The organism is Edaphobacter sp. (assembly GCF_035763405.1).
Taxonomy (GTDB): Bacteria; Acidobacteriota; Terriglobia; order Terriglobales; family Acidobacteriaceae; genus Edaphobacter.
In genome coordinates, this window is the sequence record NZ_DASUBE010000016.1 from 18,340 (window position 1) to 40,729 (window position 22,390).

General features: G+C 61.9%; 21 protein-coding genes. 9 read left to right on the top strand and 12 right to left on the bottom strand.

Going from position 1 to position 22,390, the window contains the following annotated elements; all coding sequences use genetic code 11:
- Nucleotides 1-18 precede the first annotated feature (18 nt).
- Nucleotides 19-444, bottom strand: a complete 426-nt coding sequence (locus tag VFU66_RS01690; RefSeq protein WP_326444496.1) for a BrxA/BrxB family bacilliredoxin — start codon at nt 442-444, stop codon at nt 19-21.
- Nucleotides 445-909: 465 nt separating this feature from the next.
- Here VFU66_RS01690 and VFU66_RS01695 point away from each other — a divergent pair, with 465 nt between their 5' ends.
- Nucleotides 910-1,923, top strand: coding sequence for a UDP-N-acetylmuramate dehydrogenase (locus VFU66_RS01695; RefSeq protein WP_326444497.1), 1,014 nt, complete (start codon nt 910-912; stop codon nt 1,921-1,923).
- A 351-nt stretch (nt 1,924-2,274) separates the two neighbouring features.
- Here the strand turns inward: VFU66_RS01695 and VFU66_RS01700 are convergent, their stop codons facing one another.
- From VFU66_RS01700 to modA, 3 genes are read right to left on the bottom strand one after another with little or no spacing between them, the layout of a single operon-like run.
- On the bottom strand, nt 2,275-3,039 hold the full coding sequence (locus VFU66_RS01700; RefSeq protein ID WP_326444498.1) for an ATP-binding cassette domain-containing protein: 765 nt from the start codon (nt 3,037-3,039) through the stop codon (nt 2,275-2,277).
- Nucleotides 3,029-3,715 carry a molybdate ABC transporter permease subunit gene (gene modB, locus VFU66_RS01705; RefSeq protein WP_326444499.1) on the bottom strand — a complete coding sequence of 229 codons (687 nt, stop codon included), beginning with the start codon at nt 3,713-3,715 and terminating at the stop codon, nt 3,029-3,031. The genes VFU66_RS01700 and modB overlap by 11 nt, the downstream gene beginning before the upstream one ends.
- 28 nt (nt 3,716-3,743) lie before the next feature.
- Nucleotides 3,744-4,508 carry a molybdate ABC transporter substrate-binding protein gene (gene modA, locus VFU66_RS01710; RefSeq protein WP_326444500.1) on the bottom strand — a complete coding sequence of 255 codons (765 nt, stop codon included), beginning with the start codon at nt 4,506-4,508 and terminating at the stop codon, nt 3,744-3,746.
- A gap of 42 nt (nt 4,509-4,550) precedes the next feature.
- Here modA and thrC point away from each other — a divergent pair, with 42 nt between their 5' ends.
- The 3 genes from thrC to trxA all read left to right on the top strand — a co-directional run bounded on the left by thrC (nt 4,551) and on the right by trxA (nt 7,487).
- Nucleotides 4,551-5,948 carry a threonine synthase gene (gene thrC, locus VFU66_RS01715; RefSeq protein WP_326444501.1) on the top strand — a complete coding sequence of 466 codons (1,398 nt, stop codon included), beginning with the start codon at nt 4,551-4,553 and terminating at the stop codon, nt 5,946-5,948.
- Nucleotides 5,945-6,856 carry a homoserine kinase gene (gene thrB / locus VFU66_RS01720; RefSeq protein WP_326444502.1) on the top strand — a complete coding sequence of 304 codons (912 nt, stop codon included), beginning with the start codon at nt 5,945-5,947 and terminating at the stop codon, nt 6,854-6,856. The genes thrC and thrB overlap by 4 nt, the downstream gene beginning before the upstream one ends.
- Nucleotides 6,857-7,154: 298 nt before the next feature.
- Complete coding sequence (trxA, locus tag VFU66_RS01725) at nt 7,155-7,487, top strand: thioredoxin (RefSeq protein ID WP_326444503.1); 333 nt, start codon at nt 7,155-7,157, stop codon at nt 7,485-7,487.
- A 218-nt stretch (nt 7,488-7,705) separates the two neighbouring features.
- On the opposite strand, the gene VFU66_RS01730 is transcribed toward trxA, so the two are convergent.
- Complete coding sequence (locus VFU66_RS01730; RefSeq protein WP_326444504.1) at nt 7,706-8,242, bottom strand: hypothetical protein; 537 nt, start codon at nt 8,240-8,242, stop codon at nt 7,706-7,708.
- Between the two features lie 252 nt (nt 8,243-8,494).
- On the opposite strand from VFU66_RS01730, the gene VFU66_RS01735 reads away from it, so the two are divergent.
- From VFU66_RS01735 to VFU66_RS01745, 3 genes are all read left to right on the top strand, one after another.
- On the top strand, nt 8,495-8,830 hold the full coding sequence (locus VFU66_RS01735) for a YegP family protein (protein WP_326444505.1): 336 nt from the start codon (nt 8,495-8,497) through the stop codon (nt 8,828-8,830).
- Nucleotides 8,831-8,937: 107 nt separating this feature from the next.
- The gene (locus VFU66_RS01740) at nt 8,938-9,906 is read left to right on the top strand and encodes a quinone oxidoreductase family protein (RefSeq protein WP_326444506.1); all 969 of its coding nucleotides are present in this window, start codon (nt 8,938-8,940) and stop codon (nt 9,904-9,906) included.
- Nucleotides 9,907-9,946: 40 nt separating this feature from the next.
- Complete coding sequence (locus VFU66_RS01745) at nt 9,947-12,400, top strand: TonB-dependent receptor (protein ID WP_326444507.1); 2,454 nt, start codon at nt 9,947-9,949, stop codon at nt 12,398-12,400.
- A gap of 3 nt (nt 12,401-12,403) precedes the next feature.
- Here the strand turns inward: VFU66_RS01745 and VFU66_RS01750 are convergent, their stop codons facing one another.
- The 6 genes from VFU66_RS01750 to VFU66_RS01775 form a co-directional block, all read right to left on the bottom strand.
- A complete protein-coding gene (locus VFU66_RS01750; RefSeq protein WP_326444508.1) occupies nt 12,404-13,201 on the bottom strand; it encodes an energy transducer TonB in 798 nt (265 codons plus the stop codon).
- Nucleotides 13,202-13,265: 64 nt separating this feature from the next.
- Nucleotides 13,266-14,375 carry a Gfo/Idh/MocA family protein gene (locus VFU66_RS01755; RefSeq protein ID WP_326444509.1) on the bottom strand — a complete coding sequence of 370 codons (1,110 nt, stop codon included), beginning with the start codon at nt 14,373-14,375 and terminating at the stop codon, nt 13,266-13,268.
- Between the two features lie 83 nt (nt 14,376-14,458).
- Nucleotides 14,459-16,228, bottom strand: a complete 1,770-nt coding sequence (locus VFU66_RS01760) for a chloride channel protein (protein WP_326444510.1) — start codon at nt 16,226-16,228, stop codon at nt 14,459-14,461.
- Between the two features lie 19 nt (nt 16,229-16,247).
- Complete coding sequence (locus tag VFU66_RS01765) at nt 16,248-17,465, bottom strand: tetratricopeptide repeat protein (protein WP_326444511.1); 1,218 nt, start codon at nt 17,463-17,465, stop codon at nt 16,248-16,250.
- Between the two features lie 135 nt (nt 17,466-17,600).
- Nucleotides 17,601-19,271: a chaperonin GroEL gene (gene groL / locus VFU66_RS01770; protein ID WP_326444512.1), complete on the bottom strand. Its 1,671-nt coding sequence runs from the start codon at nt 19,269-19,271 to the stop codon at nt 17,601-17,603.
- 100 nt (nt 19,272-19,371) lie between these two features.
- Complete coding sequence (locus tag VFU66_RS01775) at nt 19,372-19,671, bottom strand: co-chaperone GroES (protein ID WP_188758352.1); 300 nt, start codon at nt 19,669-19,671, stop codon at nt 19,372-19,374.
- Between the two features lie 421 nt (nt 19,672-20,092).
- On the opposite strand from VFU66_RS01775, the gene VFU66_RS01780 reads away from it, so the two are divergent.
- Nucleotides 20,093-20,665: a hypothetical protein gene (locus VFU66_RS01780; RefSeq protein WP_326444513.1), complete on the top strand. Its 573-nt coding sequence runs from the start codon at nt 20,093-20,095 to the stop codon at nt 20,663-20,665.
- Between the two features lie 157 nt (nt 20,666-20,822).
- Nucleotides 20,823-21,551 carry an SDR family NAD(P)-dependent oxidoreductase gene (locus VFU66_RS01785; RefSeq protein ID WP_326444514.1) on the top strand — a complete coding sequence of 243 codons (729 nt, stop codon included), beginning with the start codon at nt 20,823-20,825 and terminating at the stop codon, nt 21,549-21,551.
- Nucleotides 21,552-21,584: 33 nt separating this feature from the next.
- Here VFU66_RS01785 and VFU66_RS01790 read toward each other — a convergent pair whose 3' ends face one another.
- Entirely contained in the window at nt 21,585-22,376 is a 792-nt protein-coding gene (locus VFU66_RS01790) for a tyrosine-protein phosphatase (protein ID WP_326444515.1), read from the bottom strand.
- Nucleotides 22,377-22,390: the final 14 nt, after the last annotated feature.

The following is a 22,390-nucleotide window of genomic DNA, read 5'->3' on the forward strand; positions in this document are numbered from 1 at the left end:
GTCAGTTGAGGATGTGGGTTATGCGGGTGCCTGGGCGCAGTAGGTGTCGAAGGCCCGGGCGAGTTCCTGGGCAATGGCCGGGGCTGTCGAGGTTTCGATGGCCGACCGCTGCATCAGGTAGACGAGCTGGCCGTCGCGGAGGATGGCGATGGCGGGCGAGGTGGGTGGGTGCCCGCCGAAGTAGCTGCGGGCACGCTCGGTGGCTTCGCGGTCCTGTCCGGCGAAGACGGTGACGGAGTGGTCGGGCTTCGCGGAGTGCTGCATGGCCATCCGAACTCCGGGGCGCATCTTGCCGGCGGCGCAGCCGCAGATGGAGTTGACGACGACCATCGTGGTGCCGGGCTGGGCCAGGGCAGCGTCTACCTCTGCGGCGCTGCGGGCTTCGGCGATGCCTGCGCGGGTCAACTCTTCGCGCATCGGAATGACCATGATCTCTGGATACATACTCTCTCCCTCGGGCTGCGGGCGGGGTGGTACCCCCTCCCCTACTTAAGTACTCAAAGTCCTTTGAACAAAGGACTTAGGTTCGGACCAGGTCTGGATCGGAGGCCTGAGCCACGCCAGACGCGAAAGCCCGGCCTGGGCCGGACTTTGATCCCTGCTCTCATGTTTAGTATATCAGGGGCGTCAAGGATTCCCGCCACGTGGGGGCGGAAAGGCTTAACACCGATTTGCACCGATGACACCGACTAAAGACGACCACGGATCTGCGCGGATGAACACGGATAAAAACAATCCGTGTTACTCCGCGCAGATCCGTGGTCGTTCCAAGTAGTTGCTTTTAAAGCGGCGCCCTCGGCGCAAATCGGTGTTGGGTTTTACTCGGGCGCGAGGGAAAATACGGGATGGTAGTCTCAAGCCGTGGCTGATTCCAGACTTCAGATTCAAGAACATGTTTCGCTTGCTCCCTTGACCACGTTTCGGATTGGGGGTCCGGCGCGTTTTTTTGCTGAGGCACGGTCGGAGGACGAGCTGGTGGAGGCCGTCCGGTTTGCCTCGGAGCGCGGGTTGCGGATGTTTGTGCTGGGTGGGGGGAGCAACCTGCTGGTGGGCGACGCGGGGTTCGATGGGCTGGTGGTGCGCATGGCTCTGGATGGCCCGGCGCAGGTGGCTTCGAGCGGCGAGGCGGTCGAGTACTCAGTCGCCGCCGGGGTGGACTGGAACAGCTTTGTGCACGAGGTGTGCGAGCAGGGCATCAGCGGGGTGGAATGTCTTGCGGGGATTCCGGGTCTGGTGGGTGGGACGCCGATCCAGAATGTTGGGGCGTATGGGCAGGAGGTCGCGAGCACGATCGTCTCGGTGCGGGCGCTGGATTTATCGACTGGCGAGTTCGTGGTGCTCGGGCGCGAGCAGTGCGGGTTCAGCTATCGGCGCAGCATCTTCAATACGACGCATCGCGGGCGGTACGTGGTGACGGGGGTGACGTTCCGGTTTGATCGCGCCGCGCGGCCGAACCTGAGTTATGCGGACCTGAAGCGGCACTTTGCCGGGTGCGACGGTGCGCCTTCGCCGATGGACGTGTATCACGCGGTGCGCGAGATACGGCACGGCAAGGGCATGTTGATCGTGGAGGGCGAGGAGGATTGCCGGAGCGCGGGTTCGTTCTTCAAAAACCCGGTGGTGACGGATTCGGTCCTGGCCGGAATTGCAGATGGGTTTTCTGTTTCAGTTGAGAAGATTCCGCACTGGCCTGCGGGGGCAGGGCAGGTGAAGCTGGCGGCAGCGTGGCTGTTGGAGAGGGCCGGTTTCCCGAAGGGGTTTGTGATGCACCGGGCGGGGATCTCTTCACGGCATACGCTGGCGCTGATTAATCGCGGCGGCGCGACCGCGGCGGAGGTGGAGGCGCTGCGAGACCTGATTGTGAGGACGGTTCGGGAGCGGTTTGGTGTGGAGTTGGAGCAGGAGCCGGTTGTGGTGGGGTGAGGGTGGAAGGCGTAAGACCGATTTGCACTGATGACATCGATTAAGAACGACCACGGATTTGCGCGGAGAACGCGGATAAGAGCGGGTTGTTGGGTTTGAGCAAAGACAAAATACGGGGGTCTCTCCGCTATGGCGGCAAAGAACGCCGCCTCCGGTCGAGATGACGTGCACTGGGTGCGCGGCCCAGCGTTAACGCGGCCTACCTTAGCGCGACCCCACCTTAGCGCGGCCCCGCCTTAACGACGATAGAGCCGTCGCGAAGATGGGGCACCCGGCATTGGTGGAAAATGCGGGGGTTCTTCGCTGTGCTCAGAATGACAGTGTTGAAACAGGAGTGACGGCGATTGCGGTTCAGTCGCGGAGTTGGGTCATCAGGCGGAGGCGTTCTTCGGCGAGTACCGACTCGACCGGGCCTTGCTGCGTGATGCGGCCTTCGGCCAGCTTGATGACCTCCGCGCCGAGCTGAAATGCTTCGCCAACGTCGTGCGTGACCGAGAGTACCGGAACGTGCCATTGGACGAGCCACGCGCGAAGTTCGGCGAGCAGATCGTCGCGCAGCGCGGCGTCGAGGCCGGAGAAGGGCTCGTCGAGCAGAAGCAAGGGTCTCTGGTCCGGGCTGCCGCTGGTGATGGCCGCGACGACGGCACGGGCGACGGAGGCGCGCTGGCGTTCGCCTCCGCTGAGGTCGGCGGGCATTCGGTCGGCCAGGTGCTGGATGCGGAACAGAGCCATGATCTGCTCGGCGGTAGCCATGCCATCTTGAGGTTTTGTTGTCCAGCCGCTGCCGTAGACGGCGTTCGAGCGAACGGTCATGTGCGGAAAGAGCCGGGCCGTCTGGGCTGCGCTGCGAATGGGACGGAGGTGCGGGGGGACGATGAGCCGGGATGACGAATCGAAGAGCACGGTGTTGCCACGTGCGATGCGACCGGTGCCGGGTTGGACGAATCCTTGAATGGTCCTGAGCAGCGTCGTTTTTCCGCTGCCCGATGGGCCGAAGAGCACGGTCCAGGGCTTGATGAGTTCAAATGCCACGTCGAGTGCGAGGCTGCCGACGTGGTGACGGATGTTGACGCTGAGCAGGCTGGCGGGCGAGTGAGCGGACTGACTAGCGGACAATGTCGGCCTGCCTTCCGTCCGTTTTGCGCAGGCTGGGCAACAGGTAGATCAGCAGCAGGGCGACGAGTGAGATGACGAGCAACAGCAGCGCGGTGCGGTTGGCGGCGGCGTAGTTGAAGTCCTGCACCTGGTCGTAGAGCGAGATGGAGAGTGTGCGCGTGGCTCCGGGAATGTTGCCGCCGATCATGAGCACGACGCCGAACTCGCCCACGGTGTGGGTGAACGCGAGCACGGCGCTGGTGAGCAGAGATGCCCGGGTGAGCGGCATGACGACGCGCCAGAAGGTGGTTGCGGGCGCTGCTCCGAGGCCGGCGGAGGCCTCGACGTAGCCTGCGTCTACCGAGGAAAATCCCGCCACCAGCGGCTGCACGGCAAACGGCAGGCTGTAGAGTACGGAGCCGATGAGCAGGCCGGTGAAGCTGAAGGCAAGTGGGTGTCCGAAGAGGCGGATGAGCAGGCGGCCCGGCGCAGTGAGCGGGCCCATCGCAATGAGCAGGTAGTAGCCGAGCACGGTGGGCGGCAGCACGAGCGGCAGCGCGACGATGGCTTGCGCGAGCGCGCGCGGGGCGCTGTGTCCACGCGTGATCCACCAGGCGAGTGGGAGCGCGGCCACAAGCAGGATGGCCGTGGTCGCTATAGCGAGTTGGAGGGTCAGCCAGAGAGCCTGGAAGTCCATACTGGGCCAGTCTATTTCAGGCTGTCTTTTATCGCACGGGTGTGAGGCCGAAGGTGTGGAGCTGGTTTTGCACGGCGGGTGTCAGGAGCCAGTTGAGGAAGGCGTGCGCTTCGGCTTTGTGCGGGGATTTTGTCATGACGACGGCGCACTGACGGATCTGGGGATAGGCATAGGTTGGCACCAGCACGTAGGTGCCGAGGTTGCGAAAGTGCTGCGTGCTGGCGACCGTGAGCGAGATGAGGCCGAGCTGCGCGTTGCCGGATTCGACGAACTGCGCGGTCTGGGCGATGTTTTCAGCGACGACGAGATGCGGGGCGACTTTGTCGTAGAGGCGGAGCCAGTGGAGCGCGCTGATGGCGGCACGGCCGTAGGGAGCGTGCTCGGCGTTGGCGACGGCGATGCGCGTGACGCGCGGGTCGGTGAGGCGGTCCATGCTGAGCGGTTGGAGCGGCGAGTCTTTGCGGGCCCAGAGGACGAGCGCGCCTTTCGCATAGGCTGTGGGGTCGCGCGTGTCGGCCAGGTTGGCGGCGACGACCTTTTCGGGGAAGGTGAAGTCGGCGGCGAGGAAGAGGTCCATGGGCGCGCCGTTGAGGATCTGCGTGGCGAGCGTGGCGGAGGAGCCGTAGCTGACCTCGATCTTCACGCCGGTCTTCTTTTCGTATTCGGCGGCGAGCGCCGGCATGACGGGTTGGAGATCGGCGGCGGCGGCGACGTGCAGCGTGGTTTGCGCCTGCGCGGGGGCTGCACCGAAAAGTGCGGTCACGATTGCGAGACAGAGGACGAGCACGGTCATCTTTGGTCTACCTCACTCTTTACGTTACCCTAGAGGGACACAATGAAAGTTGCGAGCCATCATCTGAGATGCACCGAGTGCGGCGCCGTGATTACGGGCGATGCCGTGAACAGCATATTCCGCTGCCCGCAGTGCAATGGACTTTACGACGTAATCTATCCGTGGTCGGAGAGCGTGGCGCGGCCCGCTGCCGGGCCGGAGCACAACCTGCCCAATCCGAGCGCGCTGCGATGGCTGTGGCAGGAGCGCAGGACTTCGATGCTGCCGGTGGACCAGTCGGGCGTGTGGCGCTTCCGCGACCTGCTGCCGATTGTGAGCGCGCCGGAGAAGGTGGTGACGCTGCGCGAGGGCAATACGCCGCTCTACGACCTGCCGCGCTGCGCGAAGGCCGCCGGGGTGGACTGGCTGCTGGCCAAGCATCAGGGGATGAATCCTACCGGCTCGTTCAAGGACACGGGCATGACGGCGGCGCTTTCTGTTGCTGCGGACCGCGGGTTTGAGTGGGTGGCATGCGCCTCGACGGGGAACACTTCGGCAGCGATGGCTGCGTATGCGGCGCGCGCGGGGCTGCGGTCGATTGTGTTTATCCCTGAGGGGAAGATTGCGTGGGGCAAGCTGTCGCAGTCAATGGACTACGGCGCGTTGACGATTCAGTTGAAGACGGACTTTGACGGCTGCGTCAGGATTCTGACGGAGCTGGTGACGCGCTTCCCGATCTATCTGTTGAACTCGGTGAATCCGTACAGGCTTGAAGGGCAGAAGACGCCTGCGTTCGAGATGATGGAGCAACTGGACTGGCAGGTGCCGGACCACATCATCGTACCGGGTGGGAACCTGGCGAACTCGTCGGCGCTGGGCAAGGGTTTTATGGAGATGCGGCATCTGGGGATGATTCCGCGTGCGCCGAAGGTGAGCGTGATTCAGGCTGAGGGCGCGAACCCGCTTTATCGGTGGTATACCGACTCGAACCGGCTGATGCGTCCGGTGACGGCGGAGACGCGGGCGACGGCGATCCGCATCGGCAATCCGGCGTCCTGGCGCAAGGCGGCGAATGTGATCGATGCGTTGGGCGGCTGGTGCGAGCAGGTCTCGGAGCAGGAGATCGCTCTGGCCAAGGCGCAGATTGGCGCCGAGGGCGTGGGTTGCGAGCCTGCCTCGGCCGTGACGTATGCTGGCCTGAAGAAGCTGGTCGCGCTGGGCAAGGTGCAGCGCGAGGAGCGCACGGTGCTGATCCTGACCGGTCACACGCTGAAGGACTCGAATTACACGATTGACTATCATCGCGGCGAGTTGTTGACGGAGGCCGAAAACGCGCAGATCTCCGCGGCTGACCAGGCGCTGCATGCGAGCCTGCGCAAGCCTCCCGTGGTGCTTGATCCGGACACGGACACCGTGATGCGCAGGCTGGAATCGCACATGAAGCAGGCGCAGCCCGCATGAGCGCGCAGGCCACACCGCTGCATCTGCGTTTGCCTGCGACCTCCGCCAATCTGGGGCCGGGGTTCGATGCGCTTGGGCTGGCGATGGGGTTTTACCTGACCATCGATGCGACTCAATCGAGCGAGTTTCACATCAAGGCGAGCGGCCGCAATGCCGACCAGTGCGCGCATCTGAAGAACAACCTGATTCTTCGTACCTATGACGAGGTGTTGACGGCGGCAGGACGCGAGTCGATTCCATACATCAGTCTCGACATCCACAACGAGATTCCGCTGGGGATGGGATGCGGTTCGAGCGCGGCGGCGCTGGTGGCCGGGGTGACGCTGGCGAGCCACTTTGGCCATCTGAACTGGACGCGGCAGCAGATTCTGGAAGAGGCATGCAGGCGCGAAGGGCATCCGGACAATGTGGCGGCGTGTGTGATGGGCGGCATGACGGCTTCCGCGATGCATGGACGTCATGTGGTTACAGCAACATGCGGAGAAAACCTGAAGTGGAACCTTCTATTGGCGATGCCCTCGGCCAGCCTGGCTACGGAGAAGGCGCGGGCGCTGCTCCCTTCGGTTTACAGCCGTGCAGACGCTGTGGCGAATATCCAGAACACGGCGCTGTTGGTGGCTGCCTTTGCTCAGGACCGGCCTGACCTGCTGAAGGCGGCCATGCACGACCGCATCCACCAGCCCTATCGGATGGATGCCTGCCCGCTACTGAAGCTGTTGCTGCCACTTGCGGAACACCAGCCCGGCGTGCTGGGCGTGGCGCTGAGCGGGGCGGGGCCTTCGGTGCTGGTAGTTGCCAAGGACGAAGAGACAGCGGCTAAGCTGCCTGAAATCATGCGTCAGGTGGCTAACGATCCCATGTTGGAAGTGGTTCGCACGACGATTGCTCAAGCGTCACTTCAGGTCTAAGTTGACATTGGCTGTGGGCAAGACGAGCAGGTACAGGAGATGACAACAAAGTAACTTCCCGTATTTGTTACCTAAGATTCCTTTACGAATGAATGAAACACCCGTACCTTATGCGTGTGGGCAGTTCTGGGGAGGGCTGCTACGCCGCCCGTTGACCTCTTTCAATAGAGGTCCGGGCGTTTGCCTTTTAAGTAAGCTTCTTCTGTTTTGAAACCGGAAGTGTGGTTTTGCATCTATTATGGTGAAGGTTGCCGGGCCCCGGTCGGGTGCTACGGGGCGAAAGCAAGTGGGAGGAATAATGGCAGGACAGTTTGTTACCGATGTAAACGATGCAAGTTTTGAGAAGGATGTGCTCCAGTCTGCGGAGCCTGTGTTGGTGGACTTCTGGGCCGCGTGGTGCGGTCCGTGTCGGGCGCTCGCGCCGGTTGTGGACGAGGTTGCTTCGCAGTACCAGGGCAAACTCAAGGTGATGAAGATGGATGTGGACGCGAATACGGCCACGCCGATGCGCTACGGCATTCGCGGCATCCCTGCGCTGCTGCTCTTCAAGGGCGGCAAAGTGGCCGAGCAGATTGTCGGCTATGTGCCCAAGGACACAATCGACAAATCGGTGATCAAGGTCCTCGCTTAGTTTCGTAAAGCGAGCAGCGGCCCGGCGCATTTGCCGGGCCGTTTTGCGTGTTGGAGGATTTCCGTAGAGGTGTAGTCCGGCGCGGGCCGATGCGAAACGCAGAGCACCTTCGGGAATGACAACGAGAAAGTAGGGACTGTCCTGGAGATGAGGAGGTCTCCGGCACGAAACCTCCAGAAAAACAGCTACAGGGAAATGGGAGGCGAGATGGATTGTCTCTACTGCCGGCCGGAGCTTGCGGGCGCGATGGCCTTCTGTTCCTGGGTGGTCTGCTGCTCGGTTTCCTGCTCTGCTTCTTTCGATGCTTTGTCGAATGCTGAAATGTCAAGTTGCTTCTGTTCGGTGTCGGCTTCGACCAGCGGGTCGGTGAGCGACTTGAACTGCGCGACGAACTGCTGGATGCAGGCGATCTGCGGGGCTGAATAGCTTGTGTGACCCGGAGCGGCGATCTCCTTCAGCAAGAGGTCCTGTAGGCGCAGTGCCTCGTTCAGGGCAAAAGGGACAGCGCGGTAGGTGTTCCGATCGCGCAGGTCGAAGACATCTTCGTTGAGACCAGTCTGTGCGACGATCAAGCCTTTGCTGGCGTTGGCAAACGGCTCTGTGGCGCAGGCTGTGACAATCGACACACCTGCTTCGGCTAGCTTGTTGGCCGAGGCCGCCGGGGTGTTCACAGCGCCTGCGGAGGCTGCTACCGTGGGCTTGCTCTTTGTATTGCGCGCGCGACAGCCGGCTGTGCCGAGCGTCAGCGTCAACATCGATGTGGCAATCCATGCACTGCGAGCAATTCGCCCTGTTTGTTTCACGCGCATCCTCCATACCCCAAAGCCAGTGTTGCCAGGTGAATCGAGAACTGGTCCGGCTTGTCTCAAAATCGTTGGGCCCATTCTATTTCCCATTTGACAGACGCGGACAGGAATTCTTCAGGTAAAGTGTTGAGCATCCCGGCAAGGCGCTACCGCCCATACCGGTGATGCACGTCAATCCGTTCGACCAACCCTGGAGGGAAGATGGCAGCACACTACGAATTGAAGGCGGCGGCACATGAGCAGTTCATGTTTAATCTGAAGGCGGCAAATGGCGAGGTCATTCTGACCAGCGAACTTTATAAGACGAAGGAAGCCGCGCTGAACGGCATTGAGTCGGTGAAGACAAATTCTCCGCATGACGAACAGTTTGAGCGCAAGGAATCAACTTCAGGCAAGCCGTACTTCGTGCTGAAGGCAAGGAACCACGAGACGATTGGCAAGAGCGAGATGTATAACTCGACAGGCGCGCGCGACAACGGCATCGAGTCGGTGAAGAAGAACGGGCCGGTCGCCACGCTGCACGACATCACCGGCTGACGCATCAGGCAGGCCGCGGCGGGACGATGGCCTGCCCGGCCTGCATGTTGTGCGCAGGCAACCATCGGTCAGTCGGAGGATTTCAGGCAGGGAAGGCCAATTTATTTATGCAAGCCATTCAAATGTTCACGACAGGCTCGCCCGACGTGCTTACGTTGCAGGATATTCCGATGCCGTCGCTTGGGCCGGGCGAGGCGCTGGTGCGCATCGAGGCCTCGGGCGTCAACTTTATCGACACGTATTTCCGCGAAGGGCGGTATCCGGCGCACCTGCCGTACACGCTTGGCCAGGAAGCGGCCGGCACGGTAACGGCGCTTGGACCCGGGGCGGGCGGCGTGAAGGTGGACGACCGCGTTGCGTGGTGCGGCATTCCGGGCACTTATGCGCAGTTCGCTGTTGCGCCTGCCAGCCGGCTCGTGCGCATTCCCGAAGGCGTTACGGCCACCGAGGCTGCTGCTGCCATTCTGCAAGGCATGACGGCGCACTATCTGTCGCATTCGGCGTATCCCATCGAGAGCGGCGACGAGGTGCTGATCCACGCAGGTGCGGGCGGTACCGGGCTGCTGCTGATCCAGATGGCCAAGGCGCGCGGCGCGCGCGTCTTCACCACGGTTTCGACGGCGCAGAAGGAGGCGCTGGTGCGCGCCGCAGGGGCCGATGAGGTCATTCTCTACACGCATGAGGACTTTGCCGCGAAGGTGAAGAAGCTGGTCAATGGCCCCGGCCTGCACGCGGTTTACGATTCGGTGGGCAAGACGACCTTCGACAAATCGCTGGAGGTGCTGCGCCCGCGCGGCACGCTGGTGCTGTTTGGCGGATCGAGCGGAGCGGTTCCTCCGTTTGATCTGATTAGGCTCTCGCTGCTGGGCTCGCTTTACATTACGCGGCCTACGCTCAAGGACTACATCGCTACGCGCCACGATCTGGAGGAGCGAGCGCGCGATGTCTTCGGGAGCGTGGCCGACGGTTCGCTGAAGCTGCGCATCGAGCATACGTATCCACTTGCCGAGGCTGCCCAGGCTCACCGCGATCTTGAATCGCGCAAGACGACGGGCAAGCTGATCCTCCTCCCCTGATCCCTGCCGGACGCCGGCGGTCGTTATGATGGAAGTACGCATGTCATTCGACCTCCGCATCCGGCCGCTGCTCGTTCTGTTTGCCATGCTGCTGGTCTTCGTCCTGGCAGCTCCTGCGCGCGCGGTGATTGTGCGCGGCGTCGTCACCGACCCTCTCGGCGCAGCCGTTACTGGAGCACAGGTCAGGCTCATTCAGGGGACGCAGGCTATCGCCATCGGTGTCTCGGGGGTGGATGGCAGCTACGAGATTCGTAGCACTGCGCAGGGTCGTTTTATTTTGCTGACGGCTGCGACGACATTCGCTCCGAACATCAGCCGCGACTTCTACGGCGGTCGCATCGATGTGGTGACGCGCAACGTTGTTCTCGAAGCCGCCTCCGTCACCGAGCAGGTGACAGTGACGGCGACCGGCATCTCGACACCGATCCAGCAGGCGAGTGCGGCGGTCACGTTGATTCCGATGTCCGACCTGGCCACTCAGGTGGGCATCGTCAACGATCTGCGCCAGTCGCCGGGAAACGTGGTGGTGCAGACTGGTCAGTACGGCGGCGTTGCCTCGTTGTTCGTGCGAGGCGGTGGCTCCGATGCGAACAAGGTGCTCATCGATGGCATTGCCGTGGAAGACCCCGGAGGGCAGTTCGACTACGGCACGGTCTCAACGACGGGGCTGAGCGGGCTGGAACTCTATCGCGGGCCGAACTCGGCGCTGTATGGCTCCGATGCGGCGGCTTCGGTGGTCAGCCTCACAACGCCGCGCGGCAGTTCGCTTCGCCCCGTGCTGAACTATTCGGGCGACGCCGGGAACTTTCGCACGTATCGCAACGAGGCCGCACTTTCCGGTGCGCACGCGAAGCTGGATTACTACACAGCGTTCAGCCGCTTCGATACCTCGAACTCGCTGGCGCGAGATCAGTTTCATGTCGCCACCAGCGTGGCCAACATCGGCTACAACCTCACGACGAACACGCAGGCACGCTTCACGCTGCGATATGGCAACTCCGCCACCGGGCTGCCGAATGCTTACGGTTTCTACGGCATTGCGGCCTCGGGCAAGCAGAGCGACCAGGACCTCTACTCCGGGTTGACGATTGAAAATCTAGCGGCAGGGAAGTGGCACAACCTCGCCCGCTACGGCATTGTGCGCAAGCGTGAGCAGGTGCGACAGTTTACGCCTGTCGGGGAGCCTGTCACGAGCGAGTTTGACGGTGTGAGCTACACCACGTACTACGGCAACACCGTTACGATTCGCGGGGCCAATGGCTACAGCGCCACTGGACGCGCGGCGTTCTTCTCCCCGCAGGAAGACGCTGTTTCCAACCGCGACGAGTTCTACTATCAGTCGGACTACGCCTTTCCGCATCGCATTACCGCGCTCTTCGGATTTCGCTATGAGGATGAACGCGGTCGCTTCGTCGATCCGGCTGTGTTTGAAGACGAAAAGATCGATCGGCCAAACTTTCAGTACACGCTCCAGCTTCAGGGCGACATCAAAAATCGCGTCTTCTACTCGCTGGGGGGCGCGGTTGAAAAGAACCATCTCTACGGCATTGCGGGCACGCCGCGCATCGGACTCGCTTACGTGCCGGTGCGTCCGGGCCTGCGCAGGTTTCGCGGCACGCGCCTGCGGGCCAGCTTTGCTACCGGGGTGCAGGAGCCTTCGCTCGCGTCGGAGTTTTCCAGCCTCTACACCGAGCTTCAACAGAGCGGCAATCAAGCTGCCATCGACGCCTACCGCGTCACGCCCATCAGCGAAGAGCGGTCGCGCACATGGGACCTTGGCGTAGACCAGAACATCCTCGGCCAGAAGCTCATCCTGAAGGCGGGCTACTTTCACAATGAGTTCAGCCATCAGATCGAGGTCGTCGATTCAACCAGCCTGACGAAGTACTTCGGCATTCCGCCCAGCATCGCCAATCAGCTCTTCGGCGCTGCGTTGAACTCGCTCGCCTTCCGCGCGCAGGGGATGGAACTCGAAGTACAGTATCGGCCATTCACGCATCTCTTCGTGCGCGGAGGCTACACGTACCTCGCTCCTATTGTGTTGCAATCTTTTGCCAGCGACGCGGTCGCGGCCAACAACGGCACGCCTACGACGAACCCGAACATCCCCGGCATCGCCATCGGAGCACTCTCGCCGCTGGTCGGCAGCCGCCCGTTCCGCCGCCCGCCGGAGGCTGGCTTTTTCGCTGTGCAGTATACCCGCGCAAGGTTTTCAGCGGCGTTCAAAGGCGCGCTTGCCAGTCGCAGCGACGACTCCACCTTCCAGCTCTATAACGACTTCAACGGCGGCAACACGCTGCTGTTGCCCAACCGCAACCTCGACTCCGGCTACGCCAAGCTCGACATCAACGCGCTCTACACGCTCACGGGCCACATCACGGCGTATACGCAGCTCGACAATCTGCTGAGCCTGCAACACATCGGCCCCATCGGCTACCCAAGCCTGCCGTTTACAATTCGCACGGGCTTGAAGATTCGCTTCGGCGGCGACTGAACTTCAAAATGTCTGGAAGTTAATTTGCACGTCGACCACAGTCTTTACTGGCTTCCCATCGTACGTTGCTGGTTTGAAGACGTATTGCCGTGCGGCCTTTTCAGCCGCTTCGTCCAAACCATATCCGAAGCCCCTGGCAAGCCAGATGTCATTCACGTGCCCTGTCGCGGAAACATCGATAAAGAGCTTGACGTTGCCGGAGACTTTATTTTGTCTTGCTTCTGCACTGAAGTCAGGCTCTACACTGTACAGAAGCTTCGGAACAACGAGCCGTGGAGACGGGAAATCCACACGCAACCAGTCGCCTTTGTTCGATGCGTCGATCCATTGGCACTTGCAGGGAGTCTGTGAGTCGGAGCTGGTGTTCAGCGTCCCTGCTATCTGCGCAGGCAGTCCAGCGAGCGCGGTCTGCACATCAGGAAAAAACATCATGTTCTGTAATTCCGGAACCACAGTCGATTGATCGGTGCCATGCAAATCCACCTTAAGTTTCATCGGAGTCTGGTGATCAAGCTCCCACGCACCGGTTTTGCGATCGCGAACGATGGTGGCCCGCGTGCCTTCAATGATGAGAGTGTCTCTCTTGAGCTTCACCGACTTCGTCGTAAACACTCCAAACGTGTAGAAGGCCACCGGCTCAGCGACGAGCGTGCCGTTGTTCCACACATAGGAAGCACTGGGGTCCGCGGCATAGTTTCTCAGGGCCAGTTGCTTCCCCTTGAGTTCCTTTTGCAAAGCATGTACATCTGTTTGAGCCAGACCCACAGGGACGAGCATCGCTGCCGCAACCAGAACCGCCATCCATTTCATTGTCATGCACAGCAGGATAGCGGATTGTGCGTCTGGCAGCTTCCGGGAGTATTCTTCACGCAACCTCAACCCCGGCCGTTTTGTAGATGGCCTGGATGTAGCGCATGTCACGCAGACCCTCTTCACCTGGGCTCGTCGGTGTTTTGTTGTTCAGGATGCACTCTGCCAAGTGGTCGGCCTCGCGCGCAAACTGCTTCGGGTCGCGCTCCGGGTTTGCCTCGTCCAACTCAATACGCGGAGCACCCTTCGCGCCCGCATAGCTCGCGCGCAGCCGCAGGCCGTCGTAGTTGTATGCCGGGTCCATTCCCAGCCAGCCCTTCGTGCCGTAAACCTTGAAGTACCCAGGCATGGTCGCACCGTAGGTGCTGCTGCCTGTCGCCAGGATGCCTGAAGGGAACTTCAGCGTCCACGAGACATTTTCATCGACCTCGTTGAAGCGGCCATCGTGGGTGATGGTCGAGGTGACGCCGGTAAACTTCACCGGCTCCTCGCCGGTCAGGTAGCGACACGCATTCAACACGTAGATGCCGACATCGAAGAGCGAACCGCCTCCGCCATACTGCTTCGTCAACCGCCACTCGCCCGCGCCGCAGTTGAAGCCGAATGCGCCGTTGATCGATTGCACCTGGCCCAGCGCACCGTCTCGAATAAGTTGAATCGCCTTCAGATTCAGCGGTTCGTAGTGCAGCCGGTAGGCGATCATCAGCTTCACATTCGCAGCTTTGCATGCGGCGATCATCGCCTCCGCATCGCTGACGGTGGTGGACATCGGCTTTTCGCACAGCACGTGTTTGCCCGCCTTGGCCGAGCGAATCGTGTATTCGGCGTGCATGTTGTTGGGCAACGCGACGTAGACGGCGTCGATCTCCTTGTTGTCGCGCATCCGGTCCATGTCTTCGTAGCTGTAGATGGAGCTTGCGGGCACGCCGTACTGCGCGGCGAACCGCTCGGCCTTGTCTCTGTGTCCGCTCACGAATCCGGTGATCTTCGCGTAGGAGCTCTGCTCGACACCGCGCAGAAAGTGGTCGGCGATTCTCCCGATCCCGATGACGCAGTAGCCAATCTTTCTGCCGCTCTCCTGCGCCTTCATCGCGCTTGCAGGGAGCATCTGCGCCGCCAAACCATACGCGCCCATCTTTGAAAACTCTCTCCGCGACAGTCTCATCCTCATCCTCTCGTTGGCAAATATCAGCGGGGTTTGAAACGATTCAGGAGAATACTATTCCTGTTCGCGGTCGATGAACAACACTACCTGCGCCGGTAGCGATTCAGCACATCGTCGAGAGAGATCACGCCCTCCACCGCTCCGCGCACGGCGCGATTGGAGACAGGCAGCAGCGGCCATCGTTCAAAATACGGCAGCACGCTGTCCAGAGGAAGGTCGGGAAACAGCAGCGGTGTCCGCTCCCCGCCGAGCCGGTCGCCAAGCGAAAGGCCCGCGCTCTGCTGTTCGCCGGCAGGATTCGCAAGGATCGCGGCCAGCTCGTCGCGCTTCGCCGCGTACCACAGCCCGCTCGGATACCGCACCAACGCGACAGAAACGTCCTTCAGGCCGCCGTGCGCAGCCAGCTCGCGCGCGGCATCGTCTATGGTGCCCGCAGCCTGCAACACGGGCACGTCCAGCGGGCGCATCGCGTCTTCCAGGTGTAGATTGCTCTCCTCGCGCTGCTCCTCCATCGACGGCAGGTAGAGTCCGTCCTGGTGCGTCATCATCTCGAAGATGGGAACGGGTTGCAGCGTGCGGCCGATGAGGTAGGCAATCGTGTTCGCAAGAATGACGGGAATGACGATGGAGTAGTTGCCGCTGACCTCCAGCACCATGAAGACGGAGGTCAACGGCGCGCGTAGAAATCCCGCGAACAAAACGCCCATGCCCACCAGCGCATACGAGCCCAGCGAGCCTGTGACGTGCGGGAAATAAATCTTCTCGAAGGCGCCCACTCCCGCACCGAGCATCGCGCCGACGAACAGCGTGGGCGCAAACATGCCGCCCGGTGTGCCGCTGGAAAATGAGAGCGTGGTGGCAAGAATTTTGAAGAGCGCGAGCACGAGCAGCATCTTCCACGCAAACTGCGAGTGCATGGCCTGGTCGATGGCCTCGTATCCGGCGCCCATGACCTGAGGGAAGCCGAAGTAGCCAATCGCGCCGACCATTAGCCCTGCGAGCGCAGGTTGTCCCAGTTGCGACCATGTGGGCTGCCTGCGCAGCAAGGGCCGCAGATAACCAAGAGAGCGTGCGAAGAGCAGGGAAGCGAAGCCTCCGACGACGCCCAGCACGGCATACGCGATCAGCTCGCGCGGGTCGCGCAGGTTCACTGCGGGAATGCGGAACATCGGCTCTGTGCCCCAGAACCAGCGCGCCACCACGACGCTCGATACAGCCGAGAGGACGATGGAGCCGAGCACAGCCGCGCTCCACTGTCCGATCACCTCTTCAATGACAAACAGGATCGCAGAGATGGGCGCATTGAACGCCGCAGCCAGGCCGGCGGCCGCGCCCACCGGCGCAAAGATGCGCAGCTTTGCCTTCGACATTCCCATCTTGCGGCTGATGAACGAAGCTACGCCCGCGCCGATCTGTAGCGAAGGGTCTTCCGGCCCCAGCGAGTGGCCGCTGCCAATCGCCAGCGCCGACAGCAGAAACTTGCCGATGACGGTGCGCGTCGAGATGTATCCGTTGTGTATGTAGAACGCGGCTTTGGTCTGGTTGATGCCGCTGCCCCGCACATTGGGGAAGAGATACCGCGTCAACAGTGCGATCAGCACTCCAGCAAGCGCGGGCATGATGAGCAGGCGGTGCTGTCCCGGCGCGGGCGACGACCCCAGCAGCAGCACATGTAACCACTCAATCGCCATGCGAAACGCGACGACCAGCAAGCCGGAGATGACGCCGATGAAGATGGAGAGCAGCAGAAACAGCCGCTCCTCGCGCCCCGGAGCGATCCGCGCTGCTTCAGCCGGGCCGGGCCATCTGGCGCCCGGCTTCACCTCCTTTGTGATCACTGGCTCTGTGTCCATGCTCTCTCTTCGTGCCCTCTCATTGATCCAGCGCGTTCGGTGATTGTGCCAGCAGCAGCAGTAGCGCATCGTCGCCGCTCGGAGGGCCGCACGCCTGCATGGTCTGTAACTCGGTGTCGAAGATCAGCTTGATAGTCGCGTCCTCGGCGTCGGGGTTGCGCAGGAGCATTCGCTCGTCTGCATTCGCTGCCTTGGCCGCCCACGCGGTGCTGAGGACCTGAAGCGATGAAGGCGAGCCGCCGGACTGCGCCACTTGAAGGCTGCAATCCGCGAACCGCTTCCGCGCCGTCTCGCGTGCGGCAACCGTGCGGGCCGCTCGCTCTCGCACAGGCAGTGTTTTAAATGGAGCAATCGCAAGCGCGCGATCCACATTCTTCAGGAGTTCGGTCAGGTCTTCCGGCTCCTTTGTATTGGCGTCATCGAACTCGCGGTCAGCGCGACCAAGCAGGCGGCGTGCCTCCTTGAACCGCGCGGCGGCGAATGCCAGCCTTCCGGCGGCTGCCAATGCGGGTGCATTTTTCGGCTGCGCGGCAATCACTTTTCTGTAATAGACAAACGCATCGGCAGGATCGTTCGCCTGCTCCAGCAGCGCGCCCAGTGTCATCTCCAATGCAGGATCGCCGGGGTTGTTTCCTCCCGCGATCAGCAATTCCGTGCGAGCTGCATCGTCGTCCTTGTGGTCCAGCAGATAGCGCGCCAGCTCCAGTCGCACATCGCGCCTGCGTGCAGCGCCGTCGCCGTTCCACGTGCCGTAGATCGAGGCCCGGTAGTATTTGGCCGCTGCGGCGCTGTCGCCTCTCTTTGCCTCCAGCCGCGCCAACCATAGATTGATCGCACCGTCACCCGGCTGTGCGGTCCACAGGCCCAGGAAGTAGTTGTACGACTCGTCCGTGTGTCCCGCCTTATCCAAAGCCTCAGCCAGCAGCAGTTCGTACTCGCGGTTGGCCGGCGCGTAGGTGAGCGCAGTGCGCAACGCGCCAATCGCCTGCTCGGGATGGCCAGCCGCCAGCGCCACACGTCCGCGACTGGACCAGCGAATGGCCAGCTCGCTGCGATGCGATTCGAACGAGCGAAACAGGAACAGCGTCGCCATGAAGAGCAGCACCGTCGCCAAAGACAGCCCCGCAATCATCGCTGCATCGTGGATCACCAGTTTGCGTCTGGCGATGGAAACGTCGTCGGTCTCAATGTTCATGGCGAAGACATCAATCAATCGCGCAATGCCGCCGTGCCGCATCAGCGCGACCTTCAGTTTAAGTCTTTGCTCCCCCTATAGCCACGAAAGACTCAGGGCAATCGTTCGCCGCATCAAAAAGAGAAACCCCGAAGCGCACGCTCCGGGGTTCCATCAGTGTTGATTGAAAGCAGCGGTTTAGTACATGCCGTCCATGCCGCCGCCGTGGTTGTGGCCGCCGCCCGGAGCTTCCTTCTTCTCCGGGATCTCGGAGATCATCGCCTCGGTGGTCAGCATCAGTCCGGCGATGGAGGCGGCGTTCTGTAGCGCAGTCCGCGTGACCTTCGTCGGGTCGATGACGCCAGCCTTCACCAGGTCCTCGTAGACGCCCGTTCCGGCGTTGTAGCCGAAGTTGTGCTCCTTCGATTCGTGGATCTTGCCGATGACGACCGCGCCCTCTTCGCCCGCGTTCGAGACGATCATGCGCAGCGGCTCTTCAATCGCGCGACGGATGATGGACGCGCCGATCTTCTCGTCGCCTTCGAGGCCCTTGATGACCTCATCGACAGCCTTGGCGCAACGTACCAGCGCCACGCCGCCGCCGGGGACGATGCCTTCCTCAACCGCCGCGCGGGTTGCGTGCATGGCGTCCTCGACACGAGCCTTCTTCTCCTTCATCTCGGTCTCGGTTGCAGCGCCCACCTTGATGACGGCAACGCCGCCGACCAGCTTGGCCAGACGCTCCTGGAGCTTCTCGCGGTCGTAGTCGGAGGTGGTCTTCTCGACCTGAGCGCGAATCTCCTTCACGCGACCAGCGATGTCGTTGTCGTTCCCGCCGCCATCGACGATGGTGGTGTTGTCCTTGTCGATGGTGACGCGCTTCGCCGTGCCCAGATCCTCGATCTTCACGCCTTCGAGCTTGATGCCGAGATCTTCCGTGATGGCCTTGCCGCCGGTCAGCACTGCGATGTCCTGTAGCATGGCCTTGCGACGGTCGCCGAAGCCAGGGGCCTTGACGGCGGCCACGTTCAGCGTGCCGCGCAGCTTGTTGACCACGAGCGTTGCGAGCGCCTCGCCGTCCACGTCCTCAGCAATGATGACGAGCGGCTTGGCGGTGCGGGCAATCTGCTCCAGCAGCGGCAGCAGGTCCTTCATCGACGAAATCTTCTTCTCGTAGATCAGGATGTAGGGGTTCTCGAGCGCCGCTTCCATGCGCTCCGCGTCGGTCACGAAGTAGGGCGACAGGTAGCCGCGGTCGAACTGCATTCCCTCGACCACATCCAACTGCGTCTCCATGGTGCGCGACTCTTCGACGGTGATGACGCCGTCTTTGCCGACCTTCTTCATGGCCTCGGCGATGATGGTGCCGATCTGCGCATCGCTATTGGCCGAGATCGTGCCGACCTGCGCAATCATCTCGCCCGAAACCGGCTTCGACAGCTTGTTGAGTGCGCCGCCCTGGGCCGCGCCGTTCTCGTCGCGCTTGCCGATGATCGCCTCAACAGCCTTGTCGATGCCGCGCTTCAGCGCCATCGGGTTTGCGCCGGCGGCAACGGTCTTCACGCCCTCGCGGTAGATGGCCTGTGCCAGCACGGTCGCGGTGGTGGTGCCGTCACCGGCTACGTCCGAGGTCTTCGACGCAACCTCGCGCACCATCTGCGCGCCCATGTTTTCGAGCGAGTTGCCCAGCTCGATCTCCTTGGCCACGGTGACGCCGTCCTTGGTGATCGTTGGTGAGCCGAACTTCTTCTCAATGACGACATTGCGACCCTTAGGTCCAAGTGTCACTTTCACTGCGTCGGCCAGCGTGTTGACACCACGCAGGATTGCCTGACGCGAATCTTCTCCATGCAGAATCTGTTTTGCCATTGTGTTGCTCCTGTTTTGGTCAGCGACCAATCAAAGTGTTTTGAGTGAGGCGCCCGAAGCGCCGATTAGGCGGCGTAGCCGCGGTATACGGCACGAAGTGCTACTTCTTGAGGATGCCGAGGACCTCTTCCTCGCGCATGATCAGAAACTCTTCGCCGTCCAGCTTGATCTCCGTGCCGGAGTACTTGCCGAACAGGATGCTGTCGCCCGCCTTCACGTCGAGGGGGAATACCTTGCCTTCGTCGTTCGACTTGCCCTTGCCCACCGAGATCACTTCGCCCTGCTGCGGCTTCTCTTTGGCTGAATCGGGGATGATGATTCCGCCGCGAACGGTCTCGCTCTCTTCCACGCGGCGAACCAGGATACGGTCGTGCAGCGGTGTAAACGATGTTTTCGACATTGCTGTACATCTCCTTGGAGCATTTTGGGTTTTGGGCGAACACGCGGTTCGCCGTTGCATGGCGCGGGGCCGGGCACGTTCCTCCGGGCAACCCGCAAAATCATAGGGAATCAGTCCTCGCCGAGTCGGCGCGGAGGCCGCTGGAGCGCATTAGCACTCGCTGCTTCCGATTGCTAACGATAAGACATTGCACCGAGCACTGTCAACTTATGCGCTAAAAATCTTAGTCTATCTCACGCAACCCTGCCTCCTGCCCGTCCGACGCCGCGCCAAAGCCATTCCGCAGCCCCTTGGCGTTTCCATTCCGTGGCGTAGCGAAGGAATCTGCTTCCTTTCCCATTGCCGCAAATACGGGTCGAAAAACTACAAACTCCAGCGGCCCGGCTTCTTCGCATGCCATCATCCGTCGTAAAATATCCCCATGCCGCTCCGCCGTTCAGTCTGGATCTCGTTTGCACTCGTCTTCTGCTTTGCGCTCGCCTCTTCATGGCAGGCCAAGGCGGGGGAACAGCACTATCGCAGCCGCAAGTACAAGGCTCCGCCGCCGACTGCGCGCATCGACGTCGAGGTGCTGAAGAAGGAAAATGGCCAGCCCCTGATGAACGCCGCTGTCGTCTTCAACCCGTTCGACCGGAACGGCAAGGACCTGGGCAACCTCGAAGTCAAGACCGGCCCCGACGGCAAGGCGACCATCGACGTCATCCCGGTCGGCAGCCGTGTCGATGTGCAGATTATCGCTGCCGGCTTTGCCACCTATGCCGGGTCGTACCAGATTGACGGACCGACCAAGGACATCTCGATCTCCATGCTGCGCCCCCGCGCACAGGTCTCCGCCTACGAGAACAACGAAGGCAAGGCTTCGGACCGCAAGTGGGGCGTGCAGGAGCCCGTCCGCCCCAAGCCTCAGACCAGCACGCAGCCTGCCGCACCGCCCGCGTCCACCGCACCGGCTGCTGCTCCGAAGTCTGCCGGCGCCTCCGCACCAAAGCAGTAGCCTTGATTGTCCAACAATCTTTAGGTGCCCCATCCATCGCGCTCTTTGCGATGGGTGGGAAGTATCAAGCTCGACAGCCAGTTTTTGCATTGTCATTCCGTAGCAAAGCGGAGGAATCTGCTTTTGTGCTACCGTCAACTGCCGGTTGAATCACAACATGGACAAACCACTTCAGGGAAAGACCGCGCTCGTCACCGGAGCCGCCAGACGCATTGGCCGAGCCATCGCGCTGACGCTTGCTGAAGCGGGCGCGGATGTGGCCATCACGTACCTCGCCTCGCAGCCTGAGGCGGAGCAGACCGTCCGCGACCTGGCCGCGTACAACGCCGAGGCGCTTGCCGTCCGCTGCGATCTTCGAGACCCGGAAAGCATCCGCGAGACCGTCGCCGAAGTCATCAGCGACTTCGGCCGCCTCGACATTCTGGTCAACAACGCGGGCGTCTTCGAGTCAGCCGCGCTCGACGAGATCACCGTCGTCCAGTGGGACGCGATGTTCAGCACCAACACCCGCGCACCGTTCCTCGTAGCGCAGGCCGCGCATCAGCACCTGCGCGCATCGCGCGGACGCATCATCAACATCGGATCGCTGGGCGGCCTGCACCCCTGGGCCACGCATGGACACTACTGCACCTCGAAGGCCGCACTGCACATGCTGTCGCAGACGATGGCTAAGGCGTGGGCACCGGAGATCAGCGTCAACTGCATCGCGCCGGGGATGATCGTTCAGGGCGAAGTGGACGAAGCCTACGCCCACTTCGCGCGCAAGACGCCGATGCAACGCAACGGCACCGCCGAAGACGTAGCCGCCGCCGTGCGTTTCTTTGCTACGGCCCCTCACTTCATCACCGGACAGCTTCTGGCCGTGGACGGCGGCCTCGGTCTCTGACGGCGCAATCTTTTCACTCAGCGTAAGTACGGGCTAGCGGCTGAACAGCCGTTGCCACCACCGCTTCGGCTCCATATCGTCGTAGAGTCCGAAGGGCTCCGGCTGCGGCTCTAGCGGCTTGCCCATGAAGGCGGCCAGCGGGTTCGAGACACAGATCAGCCGAGCGTAGTCCGGCCCATATTTTCCGGCCACGGCCTCCTGAGCCGCCCGCATTTTTGGAGCGCGCGACGTGGTGTTATGTGCGTCGGTGGCCAGAAAGTGGACCCAGCGTTTGGCCAGAAGCTCATGCGCCATCCGCTCAGCCTGCCTGCCCATCTGTCCGGCGACGGAGCCGGCCGTGACCTGCACCAGCACGCCGCCTTTCAGCCACTCCACCATCCGTCCCTGATCAACTTGAAGGGTCGGGTTCCGCTCCGGATGCGTCAGAATCGGCGTGAGCCCGGCAAGCTGCAATTCGTAGAAGACCTCGGTCAGCCCGGGCGGCAGGCCGAAGTCGGGAATCTCCACCAGCAGATAGCCCAGCCCGTTGATGCTGAACCGCGACGGATCAGCCTTGGCCTGCTCGATGTTGTCGTAGGAGAGATGAAAGTCGCACCCGCGCCCCAGCTTCAGGTTGATGCGTTCTCGCGCCAGTTCCTGCTCCAGCTCCGCAATCTTTGCCGCAACGGTCGCTGGATCGTAACTGTACTTGCCGTTCGCATGCGGCGAGCAGACGACGTGCGTGATACCGTCTTCGGCTGCGAGTCGAGCCATTGCCAGCGTCGTATCGAGGCTCGTGGCGCCATCGTCCAGCCCCCACAGCAGATGATGGTGAATGTCAATCATGCGGCTAGAGTATC